Here is a 14,627-nt window from a genome sequence, read left to right on the forward strand (position 1 = left end):
GCCGATAGGTGCCCCGATCTCGCTCGCGCCGAACGAGACGGGGCGTTGTTCACGTCCGCTCAAGAAGAACCGCCATGCAAGACCGCCTGAAACGCCTGAAATTTCGTGCCTGGCACCGCGGCACGCGCGAGGCTGACTATATGATCGGCGGCTTCTTCGACCGCTATGCCTCCCAATGGGGCGAGGACGAACTCGCCTGGTTCGAGGCCGTTTGCGAAGAAGATGACGTCGACATCATGGCCTGGGCGCTCGGCACCGGCCACCCCCCGGCGCACCTCGACAATCCGCCGCTGATCGCCGCGATGCGCCGACTGGACTATATCCCGCTGCCATGACGCACCCCGCCGCCGATATATTCGCCGCCATCGCGTCGGCCTCGGCGCCGCTCACGCTCGCCCGCGCGGCGGACGGCTTCCTGCCCCTCCTGCTCGCCGATCTCGCGCGCGCCAGCGACAAGCGGCTGCTATATGTGGCGACCGACGATGCCGCGATGCAGGCGGTGGCGGACGCCGCCCCTTTCTTTGCCCCCGACCTAGTCATCCACCGATTTCCGGCATGGGATTGCTTGCCCTACGACCGGGCGGGGCCCTCGATGCGCGTCAGCGCCGACCGGCTCGCGACACTTTCGGCGCTGCAAGCCCCGCCGAGGCGCGGCGAACTTGTTCTTACCACGGTCGCCGCCATCACCCAGCGCACGCTCACCCCTTTCAGGATTCGCCAGCTCGCGACGCGCCTCGAGCCCGGGCAGCGGATCGACCGCGATGCGCTTGCCGAACTGCTCGTCGCGAACGGCTTCAACCGCGTCGACACCGTCGCCGACCAGGGCGAGTTCGCGGTGCGCGGCAGCCTCCTCGACCTCTTCCCCGCGGGGGAGGAAAATGGTCTTCGCGTCGATTTCTTCGGCGACGAGATCGAGAGCATCCGGCGCTTCGACCCCGCCGACCAGCGCAGCCTTGGCCCCGCCAAGGCGCTCCAATTGCTTCCTGCCGCCGAAACGCTGCTCGATGAGGCAACGATCAAACGCTTCCGCTCGCGGTACCGCGAAATCTTCGGCGCGCAGGCCACCGGCGATCCGCTCTACCAGGCGGTCAGCGAAGGGCGGCGCCAGGCGGGCATGGACCATTGGCTGCCGCTGTTCGAGGAGCGGCTCGCGACATTGTTCGACCATCTCGATCCCGCGGTGCCCGTGCTGCGCGGGCACCGCACCGATGCGACCGCCGAGACGCGCTTCGATGCGATCACCGACTATCATGCGAACCGCGTCGCCGCCGAGCGCGAGCAGGCGGGCAGCTATCGCCCCCTGGCGCCGGAGACCCTCTATCTGACCAGCGACGAATGGGCCGCGGTCGAGAGCGCCCGCCCCGTCCATATTGTCTCGCCGTTCGACGTGCCCCCCGCGGCGTCGGTGATCGATCTTGAGAGCTTTGCCGCGCGCGATTTCACACCCGAGCGCACCGCTGACCTCAACGTCTATGACAAGGTCGCCGACCATCTGTCGGACGAGCGCCGCAAGGGACGCAAGACGATCATCGCGAGCTACTCGGGCGGCGCGCGCGACCGGCTCTCGGGCCTGCTGCGCGACCATGGGGTCACCTCGCTCGCTGCAGCGGGCAGCTGGCAGGAGGCGCTCGGCGTCGCCTCGTCGGACAGCGGCGGCGCGACCGCGATGGTCGTCCTGCCGCTCGACCATGGCTTCGCGGCGGCCGGGGTCAGCCTGCTTACCGAGCAGGATATCCTGGGCGAGCGCCTCGTCCGCCGCCAGAAGCGCCGCAAGAGTGCCGACGCCTTTCTCGCTGAGCTTGCAACCTTAAGCGTCGGCGACCTCGTCGTTCACCTCGATCACGGGATCGGCCGGTACGAGGGGCTGACCTCGATTCCGGTCGGCAACAGCCCGCACGATTGCGTCGCGCTAAGCTACGCGGGCGGCGACAAGCTCTACGTTCCTGTCGAAAATCTCGATGTCCTCTCGCGCTATGGGGGCGAGAGCGAGGGCGTCGCGCTCGACAGGCTCGGCGGGGAGGCCTGGCAGCGCCGCAAGGCGCGGATGAAGGAGCGCATCCGCGAAATCGCGGGCGAACTGCTCGCGACCGCTGCCCAGCGCGCGCTTCGTCCCGGCGACGTTCTCGCGCAGGACAGCGCCTATCCTGCGTTTGCCGACCGCTTTCCCTATCAGGAAACCGACGATCAGGACCGCGCGATCGGCGACGTTCTTGCCGACCTCGCCTCTGGACGTCCGATGGACCGCCTCGTTTGCGGCGATGTCGGCTTCGGCAAGACCGAGGTGGCGCTGCGCGCCGCCTTCGTCGCGGCCATGGCGGGGGTCCAGGTGGCGGTCGTTGTCCCCACCACGCTGCTCGCGCGCCAGCATTACAGCAATTTCGTCGAGCGCTTCAAAGGCTTCCCGGTCAATATCGGGCGCCTGTCGCGGCTCGTCCCGGCGAGCGAGGCGCAAAAGACGCGCGAGGCGCTTGCGAGCGGCCAGGTCGACATCGTCGTCGGCACCCATGCGGTCATCGCAAAATCGGTCGCGTTCAAGAATCTCGGGCTCGTCATCGTCGACGAGGAGCAGCGGTTCGGCGTCGTCCACAAGGAAAGGCTGAAGCAGCTCAAGGCCGACGTCCATGTTCTCACGCTTACCGCAACCCCCATTCCGCGCACCTTGCAGATGGCGATGTCGGGCCTGCGCGAACTCAGCGTCATCCAGACGCCGCCGGTCGACCGCCTGGCCGTACGCACCTACGTCGCGCCCTGGGATCCCGTGGTCATTCGCGAGGCATTGCTGCGCGAACATGACCGCGGCGGGCAAAGCTTCTTTGTGACCCCGCGCATCAAGGACTTGCCCGACATCGAGGAATTCCTGCGCACCCGCGTGCCCGAGATCAAATATGTGGTGGCCCACGGTCAGATGGCGCCGGGCGAGGTCGAGGAGCGGATGAGCGCTTTTTACGACCGCAAATATGATGTGCTCGTATCGACGACGATCGTCGAGAGCGGACTCGACATCCCGAGTGCGAACACGCTGATCGTGCACCGTGCCGACCGGTTCGGGCTTGCGCAGCTCTACCAGCTGCGCGGCCGTGTCGGGCGTTCGAAGACGCGCGCATACGCCTATCTGACCACGCCCGAGGTCGGCGCGATCACCGATACCGCAGAAAAGCGTCTGAAACTCCTCGGCGACCTCGACACGCTGGGTGCGGGTTTCCAGCTTGCAAGCCACGATCTCGACATCCGCGGGGCTGGCAATCTCGTGGGCGACGAGCAGTCGGGGCATATCCGCGAGGTTGGCTTTGAACTCTATCAGTCGATGCTCGAAGAGGCGATTCTCGTCGCCAAGGCCGAGGGCATGGGCGCTGCGCCGCCGCGCGAGGCCCTCTCGCCCGTCATTACCGTCGACGCGCCGATCCTCATTCCGGAAGATTATGTCCCCGACCTGCCGCTTCGCATGGCGCTCTATCGCCGCCTCAACGAGGCCGAGGATCGCGCGGGGCTCGACGGGTTTGCCGCCGAAATGATCGACCGCTTCGGCCCGCTCCCGCCCGAGACCGCAAACCTCATTCAGCTGATGGAGATCAAGGCGAATGCGAAAGCCGCTGGCATTGCCAAGCTCGACGTCGGCACCAAGGGTGCGCTCGTAAGCTTCCACGGCGACGCCTTTGCAAATGTACCCGGGCTCATCGCCTATGTCGAACGGCTGAAGGGCCGCGCGCGGCTTCGGCCCGACAATAATTTGTCGGTGAGCGGCGAATGGGCAAGCGTGGGCGCACGCCTCAACGGCGCGCTGCAATTGTCGAAGGGGCTCGCGAAGCTTGCGCGGCAGGCGTCATAGACGCTTTGAGTATCCGTGATGATCAAGCTGGAGATTGCGTCCAGCATCGATCGGCTTTGAGCAGGGCGTTCGCGGTGACGACGAGCTTTCGCATGACGGCGGTGATGGCGATCTTGGCGGGCTTCCCGGCAGTAACGAGCTGCTGATATTTTGCCTTGAGATCGGGATTGTACCGGGCGGCGACGAGGGCCGGCATATAGAGAGCCTGCCGCACGTTGGCGCGTCCGCCACGGATGAAGCTCTTGCCTTTCCATTGTCCGGACTGTCGAGCGACGGGGGCGAGACCGGCGAGGGATGCGGCCTGCTTGTTCTCGAGGCTGCCGAGTTCGGGCATGGTGGCGATGAGCTGGTTGGCGGTCAGCGTTCCGACGCCGGCGATGCTGGTGAGGATCTCATGCCGGCGGGCGAGCGCAGCATCGGCGGCGATCAGGTTGGCGATCTCGGTATCGAGCGCCTCGATATGCCGATCGATCTGCTCGAGCCGCTGCCGGCACTGGCGCTTGAGGAAGGCGATGGTGAGGTTCTTCTCGCGATTCTTGAGCGCGGTGCGATCGCGCACGAGGCCGTCTCGGGCATTGATGAGCTCCGCCATCTGCGCCTGCTGTGCGCTTCGAGCGGGTCTGACCGGCGGCTGCAAGGTGGCCGCCATACGGGCCAGCAACATGGCATCGATGCGATCGGTCTTGGCCAGAGTGCCAGTCGCCTGGGCGAAGCGCCGGGCGCGCTCTGGATTGAGCTTAACGCAGGGCCAGTCGGCCAGAGCCGCCTCCAGCGCTCGATGGTAGGTTGCGGTTGCCTCATAGGCGATCCGCTCGACCGGCCATTGTCGCAGCCAGGCGATCAGCGCCTTGTGGCCCTTGGCGGTGTTGGAGAACTGGCGCTCGGCGCCGGCAGGGTGGACATGGCAGTCGAGGCTCGCTTTGGAGATGTCGATGCCGATCGTCTGTGGTAGATTGTCGCTCATCTTTTCCGCTATCCCATGCTTGTCATCCGGGTCCAAAACCCCGGTATCCGTTCGGGCCTGATGGAAAAGAAAGGGGCGATCCTACTCTAACCCGGTCCCACAACGACCGGCGTTTTCACGATCCGTCCCCTTCCGCCCGGGCCGGGGTGGCCACCCCGGCCCGGGCAATCCAGCATGGCCCAAACGGACCGCAATGTCATAAGACAAGCGTCTTTCCGCGCGCGGAGTGCACCGATCCGCGCTCCTTCGGCGGCATGGACAATGATAGCCGGTCTTCCGGCGAGCCGGATTGAAGGGCGCTCAAGCGCCTAAAAGGTCGACAAGCTCTTCACCCGGTACAGGCCCCGACTTCAGGAAGCCTTGCCACATCGCGACCCCGATCTCGCCGAGTCGCGCGAGCTGCCCCTCATTCTCGACGCCTTCGGCCACCACGAGCAACCCCAGCGCGCGCGCAAGATCGACGATCGCGCGTACGACGATCCGATCGCGGTCGCTGCCATCGATCGAGCGGGTGAAGCCGCTGTCGATTTTCAGATAGTCGATCGGCAGCCTGGCGAGCAGCGACAAGCTCGAATAGCCCGTCCCGAAATCGTCGATCGCGATCGCCGAGCCGAGCGCGCGGATCTGCGAAAGCTGTGCCGCCGCGCTCGCAGGATCGCTCAGCATCGCCTGTTCGGTCAGCTCGAGCGTCAACCGGTCGGGATCGACCTTTGCCTGCCTCGCCATCGCGGCGAAGCGGTCGGCAAAGTCAGGATCGCCAAGATCGGCCGCGGTGATATTCAGCGATATGCGTAGGCCCGCGAGCGCTTTCGGCCAGCCGGCGATCTCGGTGAGCGCAAGGCGGTGGGCATGTTCGGTGAGCTCGCGCTCCATTCGCGCAGCGCGCGCGGCGGTAACAAGCGGCCCCGCGCCGAGCAGCCCAAGTTCGGGATGCCGCCAGCGCAGCAGAGCCTCCACCCCCACCATCGCGCCGCTCGCGACGTCATATTGCGGCTGATAGAATATCGCGACCTCTCCATGCGCGAGCGCCGCCTTGACCATTGCGCCGTCGCGCGCCGAGGCCGGGCGCGCAAGCTGGTCGCTCGCGATGCGAAGCTGATCGGCGATCGGCTCGTCGCGGGTTATCAGCGCGGCGGCGATGCGGATCGCGACGCGGCCGCTGGGATCGCCGACGAGCGGTTCAGCGAGCGCGACGTGCAGCGCGCGCTCCTGGGCGTGGAGCGCTGCGAGCGACAAGGGGAGCGCGGGGACAATCACGAAGCGCGGCCCGGTCAAACGCCCGACCACCGCCCCGGGGCCAAATTCGTCGCCTGCAAAATTTTCGAGGCGCCTGCCGACCTCTTCGAGCAGCGCATTGCCCGTCTCCGTGCCTGCGCTGTGGTTGATTCGCGCGAGCTGATCGACCTGGACCAGGATCACACCGGCATCGGCATCGTAGCGTGCATGCAGCGCAGCAAGATGGCGAATGCTGGCGCTATTGGGGTCGATCGAGCGATTCATCGCGCTCCCATATCAGGCTTTGCTTGCCAAGCCCTTGCCTTTTGCATCACAATCGGCGCGATGGCTGTTCAATCGCCTCCAGATGCTTTGCTTACTGACGGCCACGGCCGCCGGATCAGCTATTTGCGCCTGTCGGTGACCGACCGCTGCGACCTGCGCTGCCGCTATTGCATGGCTGAGCATATGAGCTTTCTTCCGCGCTCTGCTGTTCTCAGCATCGAGGAGATGGGCGCGCTCGCCGAGCGGTTCGTGGCGCGCGGCATTCGGCGCATCCGGCTCACGGGCGGCGAACCCCTGGTGCGCCGCGGCATCGACATGCTTGCGGGCCGGCTCGGCGCGCTGATCGGTCGGGGGCTCGACGAACTCACGCTCACCACCAATGGCATGCGGCTTGCCGACTATGCGCCGATGCTTGCCGATGCGGGGGTACGGCGCGTCAACGTCAGCCTCGACACGCTCGACCCTGAGGCCTTCCGGCACATCACGCGCGTCGGCGATGTGGGGGTCGCGCTGCGCGGAATCGATGCCGCGCGCGCGGCGGGTCTTTCGGTCAAGATCAACATGGTGGCGCTTGCCGGACTCAACGAAGACCAGCTTTTGCCCATGCTCGATTATTGCGCGGGGGCAGGCTGTGATCTGACGCTTATTGAAACCATGCCGCTCGGCGAGGTCGAGGGCGACCGAAGCGATCATTATATTCCGCTCCACCGCTTCATCACGCCGCTGCGCGCGGAGCGCGCTCTTTATCCGCTCGACAAGCGAACAGGCGGGCCCGCGCGCTATTTCGGTGTCGAGGACAGCCCGGTGACGCTTGGCCTCATCACGCCGCTTAGCGACAATTTCTGCACGACATGCAATCGCATCCGGCTGACGGTCGAGGGGCGGATCTACATGTGTCTTGGCCAGGAGGATCACATCGATCTGCGCGCAGCGCTGCGCGAGGGCGGCGTCGGCGCGGTCGACGGCTTGATTGATTTGGCCTTGGCTGGCAAACCCCGCGCGCATGACTTTCATATTGAACGAAAGTCCAAACCGGCGGTCGCGCGTCACATGAGTGCAACAGGCGGTTGACACGCCGTCCAAGGGGGACCGGACCAACATGCATCGCAAGATCGCGCTCGTCGCATCGAACACGCCCGCGGGTGAAGAGGCCGAGGCCGAACTGCGGCCGCTGTATGATTTCGTCGACATCGCCGAGGCGGACCTGCTGATCGCGCTCGGCGGCGACGGCTTTCTGCTCCACATGCTGCATCAATTGCTCGACCAGCGCCGAAGCCTGCCGGTCTTCGGGATGAACCGCGGCACGATCGGCTTCTTGATGAACGAGTTTCGTGTCGAGGGGCTGCTCGAACGCATCGCGGGAGCCCGTCCGTTCCTCATTCACCCTCTTTCCGGTGACATCACCACGATCAGCGGCGAGCGCCACATCCTTCCCGCGATCAACGAGATTTCGCTGCTGCGTGAGACGCGCCAGGCAGCAAAGCTCGAAGTGATGATCAACGAGAAGACGATGCTCGAGGAGCTCGCGTGCGACGGCGTCCTTGTCGCGACTCCCGCGGGCTCGACCGCCTATAACCTTTCCGCCAACGGCCCCATTCTTCCGCTCGAATCGGAGATGCTGGCGCTGACCCCGATCAGTCCTTTCCGCCCGCGGCGCTGGCGCGGCGCCCTGGTGCCGGAATCGACGAGTATCCGTTTCAACGTCCGCGAAGCTGCGAAGCGCCCGGTCAGCGCCGTCGCCGACCAGCGCGAAATCCGCGACGTAAAGACCGTTCTCGTCACCACCGACCGCAGTCGGCCGCTGACACTAATGTTCGACCCCGACCAGGGCCTCGACGAGCGCATCGCGATGGAACAGTTCATCGCTTGAGCGTCAACGGCGCTTTGGATGAAATATTCCGAAATCGCCCTTGATAATTTCTGCAGTTGAAGGCAAAGGGGCCGCCTTGCCCGCCTAGGCGGGCTGCTCCTCGGTAGCTCAGCGGTAGAGCAATCGACTGTTAATCGATTGGTCGCAGGTTCGAATCCTGCCCGGGGAGCCATTTTCCTGTGACAGCATGTGACAGGCCCCGCCAAGCCCGCAGAAATCCGTTGATTGGTAATGTCAGGTTGTGCCACCTGAGGCCACCTAATGCCCCGCTTCTGGGGACACATTGGGGACACTGGTGGGGGTATCGTGCTCACAGACGCAAAAATCAGAAAAGCGACGATTCGCGACAAGGACTACAAGCTCGCCGACGCGCACGGCCTGTACGTCCTCGTGCGCGCCAACGGCAGCAAGCTCTGGCGCATCAAGTATCGGTTCGACGGCAAGGAGCGGCTGCTGTCGCTCGGCCCCTACCCCGAGGTGTCCCTCGCGGACGCCCGGGAGACGCTGGCTGACGCCCGCAAGAAGCTCCGCGCCGGTGAGGACCCCCAGCGCCGCCAGCCTACCGGGCTGACCTTCGAGACACTCGCCCGCGAGTGGCATGCCCTGCAGAAACCTCGGTGGGCGGATCGCCACGCCAAGAAGGTGCTGCAGAGCCTCGAGCACGAAGTATTCCCCCTCATCGGCAACATGTCCGTCGACGACATCGACCCGCCCACCGTGCTGGACGTCGTCCGCCGTATGGAGAAGCGAGGCGCGCTCGAGGGCGGCGCCCGCGTCCGCCAGCGCATATCGGCCATCTTCGTCTACGGCATCTCCAGCGGCCGGGCGAAGAACGATCCAGCTGCCATCGTGTCCGGCGCCTTGGCACCGCCGAAGCCAAAGGGGCGCCGTCCCGCGCTCGTCGACCTCGACGAGATCAAAGAGCTGATGCTCGCGATTGAGAACAGCGGCTCCTATCCGGTCACCATCCTCGCCTCCCGACTGCTGGCGCTCTCCGCAGCACGCCCCGGTATGGTCCGGGGCATGGAGTGGTCGGAGGATCATGGCGATGTCTGGACCATCCCCGCGGCCCGCATGAAGCTGCTGAAAGAGCACAAGCACGACAGCGAGCGGGACTTCTCCATTCCCATCACGCGACAAATGCGCGAGGTGCTCGAAGCGGTGCGGCCGCTCACCGGTCATCTGAAGCTGGTTTTTCCTGGCCAACGTGCTTTTGACAAGCCGCTCTCCGACAACGCGCTCGGCGTTCTCTACCAGCGCCTCGGATATAAGGGCCGCCACGTCCCGCACGGCTGGCGTTCGTCCTTCTCCACGATCATGAACGAGCGGCGCCCTCGCGACCGCGAGGTCATCGACCTGATGCTGGCGCACGTTCGTGAGAACGAGGTGGAAGCGGCCTACAACCGCTCGCAGCACTGGAGCCGCCGCGTGTCGATCGCCAACGAGTGGTCGACCCTTATTTCGAAAGGGTTGCCGCCTCCGCAGACGCGCACAGCTTGATGGCGTCCTCGGCCTTGTCGGCATAGCCACCCTTCCCCGCATACTCGAGCAGCTTGGCGCTGACGATGCGCAGAGCATCCTCCGCCAGATCCGGCAGAGCCCCGAGCGGCGTCGGCCGCGCGGGTGCCTGAGCCGGGCACGGCACCATCACTTCCTTGACGACCTCGACGGTCTTCACCTCGACGCCACCGGGGGTGTGGGCGCATCCTGCGAGGAGGAGCAGACTAAATGCCGGCCAGAGCTTCACGGACGTCTCCCGGGGTTACGCAGGTGCTCGTGCCCCGCGTGCGGAGCAGAGCGTCGATCTTCTGCTGGGTGCTGCGATACGCCTCGGCGTTTCGCTTGGCATCGGCCTCTGCCTTGAGCTTGGCAGCGTCGAGCTTCTTTGCGCGTTCGCGGCTCTCCGCATTCTTCTCAGCAAGGGCGGCGATCACGTCGTCGAGCGACTGCTTCGTCGTTTTCTGAGCGTCCTTCCAGCTCTTGGTCAGGACCTTTTGATCCTCGAGCTCGTCGGCGAGCCGATCCGCCCGACAGGTCTGCAGGGTGAGAAGCATGAGCAGGGCGAGTGTCGTCGCCCCGAAAATCTTGCTGGTCAGTACGCTGAACATTTCTTCCGATCCACGTTGCCGACGCGCTTGTTGATCCAGCCGCGATAGAATACCTTGAGCTTCGGGTTCACCCGCACGAGCCGCTGGTACTCGGCGGTTTGCTTTGCGTCCATTTTGTCAAGCATGAGCACACAAAGACGAGGGTTCTTAAACCGGGCAAAGGCCGCGACCGACTTCGGTCCGATCTTGCAGTCGACCTTGAGCCGCGGTGAGGCGCCGAGTTCATTGAGGCTCTGCTGGAACCAGCAGGACGGCCGATGGGGGCCAAAGTTCACTGCGCTGTCGACGATCTCCTCGCCGACGGCGGGGCTGATCTCGATGATCGGCAGGAAGCCGGGCTCCTTGATGTAGCCCTTGAAGATGATGTCGTTGGCCCACTCCTTGGGGAAGTCTTTCATGTGGCCGGTATAACCGTCCTCGCGCGCGACCTTCTCGGTGATGCCGTGATTGGTAGCGCCGCCCGGATCAGAACTGTGGTGAACATATCCCCCTTCGTTCAGACCGACAGCGGCAAGGATGCCTGTGATAATGACGCCGAGAGTGCCGAGCCCTGCGAGGACACCCTTGCGGGCAGTTTCCTCCGCGGGATCAGTCATCGCTCTTCTTCTTGAAAAACTTGTAGATCAGCACACCGATTTGAAGAACGGTGTAGATAATGGTGACGATGAACACCCAGTCCTGAAGAGAAAACCCCAACGCGGCGGCGCCACTTACCCCCACAGGAAGTGCAGATTTAGTAGCTGCGGAAGCGTATTCTGAGATCACCTTGCTGCTCCGGCCAAGTACGCGAGCAGGAGGAAGGGAATGAGTGCCTCCCGCACGTAGAACATCATCAAAGTCAAAAGCAGTAGTCCCACGACCCGGGCCATTGCTTTTCAACCTTCTCGCTGTGCGAGTTTCCAATCTTGAATTGATCCTCGATGCACGAAGCATGACGGAGCCCACATGATCAAAAAACTCAGCTATTCGGTTACCTTTCCTACCAACGGAATTTCGCTGTCCGGCGACCTAAACCTTCAACCGGGCTCAACCGCCTTCATTGGCCCGAACGGGTCCGGCAAGACGTTCGGCTCGATCGAGGTCATCCGCTATCTGCTGTTCGGAAAGCGCGCGCTCCGCGGTCCGGCATCCGACTACAAGAAGCTGACCGCCGAAGGCGTCTTCGAGATCGCCGGCAAGGAATACCGCGTTGAACGGACGCCTCGTAAGGAATCCCTATGGGGGCCGGATGGAGAGGTGCTCGCCGTCAACACCGAGGCAGTGAACCAGAAGCTGCTCGAGATCCTCGGCTTCGGCCTCGACGTGTTCGACGTCGTGTGCGCGGCGCGCCAGAAGGACAGCGAGCGGCTGAGCCAGATGAAGGCGCCTGAGCGCAAGCGCCTGATCGACCGCATCCTCGGCCTCACCGCGCAGGAGAAGGCCGAGAAGGACTGCAAGGACGAGGCGAAGGGTCACCGCAAGCTCGCAGAGGCGCTCGCCGAGGGGCTGGTTAAGCCCGAAGAGCCGAAGAAGCCCGAGGGGTATCGCCCCGTCGCCGAGATCGAGGCCGCCCTGAGTGCGGTCCAGGCCTACGAAAAGGAGAAGGCGCGGCTCGAGGCGATCGTCGCCCAGGCTGGCGAGGAACCGCCCGTTCCCGTCGCCCCCGCCGTAGACGTGGCGGAGCTAGAGGCACGGGCCGAAGCCGCGCGCTCGGACAAACAGGCGCACGCCTCCCGAGTGGCAGAACTTGAGCGCATTCCCCTCCCCGCCTACACCCTCGAGCAGATCGAGTTGTCCGAAAAATACAGCATATTTCGGACAGAGCTGGAGCGCCGCGGCCCGAAGCCGACGGTGACACCGGAGCAGATCGACGACATGCAGCACGCGTGGCACCTGCTGATGAAGCCGGGCGATGAGGTTACCTGCCCCAAATGTGAACACCAATTTGTGCCGGGTCGCCCCGACGACGTCGTGGAGCCCGCCCTCTCGCTCGAGCAGCTCAAGGCCGAGAAGCGGGCCAACGCCCTGTGGGAAGAGCCGCTCGACGAGGTAGCGGAGCCAGCTGTCGTGCTGACGGCCGAGGAGATCAAACAGCAGCAGCTTGCCCACTCGCAGGCTGAGCGCCGCCGCGAGCTCGAGGCGCTGGTCGCCGACTATGTCGAGCCCGAGGACGTCAGCGAGGAGTTGGCAGCCGCGCGTGCTGCAGTGGCCGACTACCGGGCGCAGGTCGCCACGCGCGAGCGTTGGGAAGCTACTGCCGAGGCGCGGGAAATGTTACAAAACCTCACGCCCCCCGCAGGATCGTCCGAGGAATTGTCACAGGCGCTCGTCGAGGCGCGCGTCTACGAGAAGCTCCTCGCCGATTACGAGATCCAGCACGAGGCATGGCGCAAGGCGCAGGAGCGGATCGACGACGCGAAGCAGAAGGCCAAGGATTACACTGCCGGCGCCGAGGCACTGGCCGAAGCACGCCTTATGGTGAAGGCCCATCTCGCACCGTCGCTCTCTCGGGTTGCGACGAGCCTGATCCACCAGATGACCAATGGCGTTCTGACGACGGTCGAAGTCGATGAGGATATGAACATCACCGTCGACGGTCAGGATATTTCTACGCTCTCGGGCGCAGGAGCCACAGTAGCTAACCTGGCCGTGCGGATCGGACTTGGCCGGGTGTTGGTCAGCCGGGTATTCCCTGTCTTCATTGGCGATGAGATCGACAGCGACATGGACGCCGAGCGGGCCGAGGCGACTGCCGAGGCGCTCGCGTCGCTGACGGATCAGCTGCAGCAGATCTTGATCATCACGCACAAGCAGTTCGAGCATGCAGATCGGGTGGTAATCCACCCACTCGCATAGCGACTTCTTGGTCTACGAGTGCCAGAATCTCAACGCTTTACTAAATCCTCGGGTATCAAACCCGGAGATTACAGTGAGTTTAACAACCAAAGACAAAACAGCGATTCTGGAGCACTACCGGCGCAGTCGGAGTCCCTTCAAAACGGCCCAGGCGCTCGGCTTTGAGCTGAGCGAAGTGTGGGAACTGATCAACGATAGCGTGGAGCTCCTGCACTCGCGGCAGGAGCGGTTCGGGGGCTTCGGTCGCCCCGAGCTCGTCCGCTTCACTGTGGCACGGAGAAAAGCGGGCAGCGGCTGGAATAACGCCTCCCCCGAACTGCGCCAAGCTCGGCGACTGTACGAGGAAGGTACGGTCGAATTGGCCACTGGCCGCGACGGTCTCTGGGAAATTCTCTACGCGATCCCGCGGAAGCGTCCGCAGCCTCGCCCCCATTATTTTCGACTTGGAGTTTGAGCGTGGACGGAAACCCGAAGACCGCAATGGGCGCGCAGAAGCCCGACCTGAGCGTTGTGCCCCCCTCCGCCCTGCTGCACTTGGCAACTGCCATGATGAACGGCGCGAGGAAATACGGCCCGTACAACTGGCGCGACGACCCGGTTAGCACCCGCGTCTATGTGGCCGCAGCCATGCGTCATCTTGCGTCGTATCTCGACGGGGAGGACTATTCGGCCGACACGGTTGAGGCGGAGGAGCCGGTCCACCATCTCGGACATGTCATGGCCTGTTGCGCGATCGTCCTCGACGCTTGGCACGCCGGGACACTCCTCGACAACCGACCAAAGGTGCCCGGGCGAACCGGAGAGCTCATCGAGACATACCGCACAACGAAGAAGTTGGCGGCCTAAACAACCGGCCAGATCCCTCGGGGTCTGGCCGGTTTCTTATTTGTGCCAGCGTCCGTAGACGCAATGGGCCGCTTCGTGTCCGATCCACTCGGGCTGGTAGCTCTGCGTCGGATCGACAATGTGCATTTCGCATCCGCGTGACGTAATCGCAGACCAGGCTTGCAGTTCTGCCGCGCCTTCCTTCGCAGACGCAGGCGCGGCATCGCGCAGGGCCTTGAGCGATGGGTGCGTCACGACCGTGATGTTCGGCGCGGCGCGCTCGAATTCTTTCCGCTCGAACTGGTAGCCATCTGCAGGGCCGCATCCGGCAAGGAGCACGGCGGCGAGGAGCGCGAGGCTCCTCACGCTTCTTCTTCCGCGAGCGGATTGACCGGCTCAGGGTTGGGCACCGAGAGCATATCGCGTCGATTGATCAGCGACTGCAGGTCGACATTGAGCACGATCTTGATGCGATCGATGCGAGCCTTGACGTCCTCTGAAACGTCGCTCTCCTCAATGGCCGTGAGCGCCGCGAGCACGGTGGGCAGGTCGCCGCAGTCGTTCAGCGGTTCGAAAAGGGCGAGTTCGGCCAGACGCGCGGTCTCAGCTGCGCTCCATTCGGCCATCGCCTGCTGATATTGCAGGGCGGTGAGCGTTTCCTCTTCCTCAGGGGTGAGTGGGGGATAGTCGGACACAATA

General features: G+C 64.3%; 16 protein-coding genes and 1 tRNA gene. 9 read left to right on the forward strand and 8 right to left on the reverse strand.

What is annotated here, in order from left to right; all coding sequences use genetic code 11:
- The first annotated feature begins 74 nt into the window (after nt 1-74).
- Together B5X69_RS10470 and mfd are read left to right on the forward strand one after the other, a co-directional pair.
- A complete protein-coding gene (locus B5X69_RS10470; protein ID WP_079638648.1) occupies nt 75-335 on the forward strand; it encodes a succinate dehydrogenase assembly factor 2 in 261 nt (86 codons plus the stop codon).
- Nucleotides 332-3,826 (forward strand): transcription-repair coupling factor, encoded by a 3,495-nt coding sequence (gene mfd, locus B5X69_RS10475; RefSeq protein WP_079638649.1) that lies wholly within the window; start codon nt 332-334, stop codon nt 3,824-3,826. The genes B5X69_RS10470 and mfd overlap by 4 nt, the downstream gene beginning before the upstream one ends.
- Nucleotides 3,827-3,848: 22 nt before the next feature.
- Here the strand turns inward: mfd and B5X69_RS10480 are convergent, their stop codons facing one another.
- Both B5X69_RS10480 and B5X69_RS10485 read right to left on the reverse strand, forming a co-directional pair.
- The gene (locus B5X69_RS10480; protein ID WP_079638770.1) at nt 3,849-4,790 is read right to left on the reverse strand and encodes an IS110 family RNA-guided transposase; all 942 of its coding nucleotides are present in this window, start codon (nt 4,788-4,790) and stop codon (nt 3,849-3,851) included.
- 300 nt (nt 4,791-5,090) lie between these two features.
- On the reverse strand, nt 5,091-6,290 hold the full coding sequence (locus B5X69_RS10485; RefSeq protein ID WP_079638650.1) for a GGDEF domain-containing phosphodiesterase: 1,200 nt from the start codon (nt 6,288-6,290) through the stop codon (nt 5,091-5,093).
- A gap of 60 nt (nt 6,291-6,350) precedes the next feature.
- Here B5X69_RS10485 and moaA point away from each other — a divergent pair, with 60 nt between their 5' ends.
- The 4 genes from moaA (at nt 6,351) to B5X69_RS10505 (ending at nt 9,660) form a co-directional block, all read left to right on the forward strand.
- Nucleotides 6,351-7,361 carry a GTP 3',8-cyclase MoaA gene (gene moaA, locus B5X69_RS10490; RefSeq protein ID WP_079638651.1) on the forward strand — a complete coding sequence of 337 codons (1,011 nt, stop codon included), beginning with the start codon at nt 6,351-6,353 and terminating at the stop codon, nt 7,359-7,361.
- A gap of 28 nt (nt 7,362-7,389) precedes the next feature.
- Nucleotides 7,390-8,160, forward strand: a complete 771-nt coding sequence (locus B5X69_RS10495; protein ID WP_079638771.1) for an NAD kinase — start codon at nt 7,390-7,392, stop codon at nt 8,158-8,160.
- Between the two features lie 97 nt (nt 8,161-8,257).
- Nucleotides 8,258-8,332: transfer RNA gene (locus B5X69_RS10500), tRNA-Asn, on the forward strand.
- A 134-nt stretch (nt 8,333-8,466) separates the two neighbouring features.
- Nucleotides 8,467-9,660, forward strand: coding sequence for a tyrosine-type recombinase/integrase (locus B5X69_RS10505; RefSeq protein WP_079638652.1), 1,194 nt, complete (start codon nt 8,467-8,469; stop codon nt 9,658-9,660).
- Here B5X69_RS10505 and B5X69_RS10510 read toward each other — a convergent pair.
- The 4 genes from B5X69_RS10510 to B5X69_RS21685 are packed head-to-tail and all read right to left on the reverse strand — an operon-like array spanning nt 9,617 to nt 11,033.
- Complete coding sequence (locus tag B5X69_RS10510) at nt 9,617-9,907, reverse strand: hypothetical protein (protein WP_139375740.1); 291 nt, start codon at nt 9,905-9,907, stop codon at nt 9,617-9,619. The genes B5X69_RS10505 and B5X69_RS10510 overlap by 44 nt on opposite strands.
- Nucleotides 9,885-10,268 carry a hypothetical protein gene (locus B5X69_RS10515; protein WP_079638654.1) on the reverse strand — a complete coding sequence of 128 codons (384 nt, stop codon included), beginning with the start codon at nt 10,266-10,268 and terminating at the stop codon, nt 9,885-9,887. Before B5X69_RS10515 ends, B5X69_RS10510 begins: the two co-directional genes overlap by 23 nt.
- The gene (locus tag B5X69_RS10520) at nt 10,253-10,864 is read right to left on the reverse strand and encodes a glycoside hydrolase family 108 protein (RefSeq protein ID WP_079638655.1); all 612 of its coding nucleotides are present in this window, start codon (nt 10,862-10,864) and stop codon (nt 10,253-10,255) included. The genes B5X69_RS10515 and B5X69_RS10520 overlap by 16 nt, the downstream gene beginning before the upstream one ends.
- Nucleotides 10,857-11,033, reverse strand: coding sequence for a phage holin family protein (locus B5X69_RS21685; protein WP_217699109.1), 177 nt, complete (start codon nt 11,031-11,033; stop codon nt 10,857-10,859). The genes B5X69_RS10520 and B5X69_RS21685 overlap by 8 nt, the downstream gene beginning before the upstream one ends.
- Nucleotides 11,034-11,213: 180 nt before the next feature.
- On the opposite strand from B5X69_RS21685, the gene B5X69_RS10530 reads away from it, so the two are divergent.
- From B5X69_RS10530 to B5X69_RS10540, 3 genes are all read left to right on the forward strand, one after another.
- Entirely contained in the window at nt 11,214-13,103 is a 1,890-nt protein-coding gene (locus tag B5X69_RS10530) for a hypothetical protein (protein ID WP_079638657.1), read from the forward strand.
- A gap of 73 nt (nt 13,104-13,176) precedes the next feature.
- On the forward strand, nt 13,177-13,557 hold the full coding sequence (locus tag B5X69_RS20970) for a hypothetical protein (protein ID WP_139375741.1): 381 nt from the start codon (nt 13,177-13,179) through the stop codon (nt 13,555-13,557).
- A 2-nt stretch (nt 13,558-13,559) separates the two neighbouring features.
- A complete protein-coding gene (locus tag B5X69_RS10540) occupies nt 13,560-13,949 on the forward strand; it encodes a dATP/dGTP diphosphohydrolase domain-containing protein (protein WP_139375742.1) in 390 nt (129 codons plus the stop codon).
- A gap of 36 nt (nt 13,950-13,985) precedes the next feature.
- Here the strand turns inward: B5X69_RS10540 and B5X69_RS10545 are convergent, their stop codons facing one another.
- Both B5X69_RS10545 and B5X69_RS10550 read right to left on the reverse strand, forming a co-directional pair.
- Nucleotides 13,986-14,294: a hypothetical protein gene (locus B5X69_RS10545; RefSeq protein WP_079638660.1), complete on the reverse strand. Its 309-nt coding sequence runs from the start codon at nt 14,292-14,294 to the stop codon at nt 13,986-13,988.
- Nucleotides 14,291-14,623 carry a hypothetical protein gene (locus tag B5X69_RS10550; protein ID WP_079638661.1) on the reverse strand — a complete coding sequence of 111 codons (333 nt, stop codon included), beginning with the start codon at nt 14,621-14,623 and terminating at the stop codon, nt 14,291-14,293. Before B5X69_RS10550 ends, B5X69_RS10545 begins: the two co-directional genes overlap by 4 nt.
- Nucleotides 14,624-14,627: the final 4 nt, after the last annotated feature.

The sequence above is a fragment of the Sphingopyxis flava genome (assembly GCF_900168005.1).
GTDB classification, from domain to species: domain Bacteria; phylum Pseudomonadota; class Alphaproteobacteria; order Sphingomonadales; family Sphingomonadaceae; genus Sphingopyxis; species Sphingopyxis flava.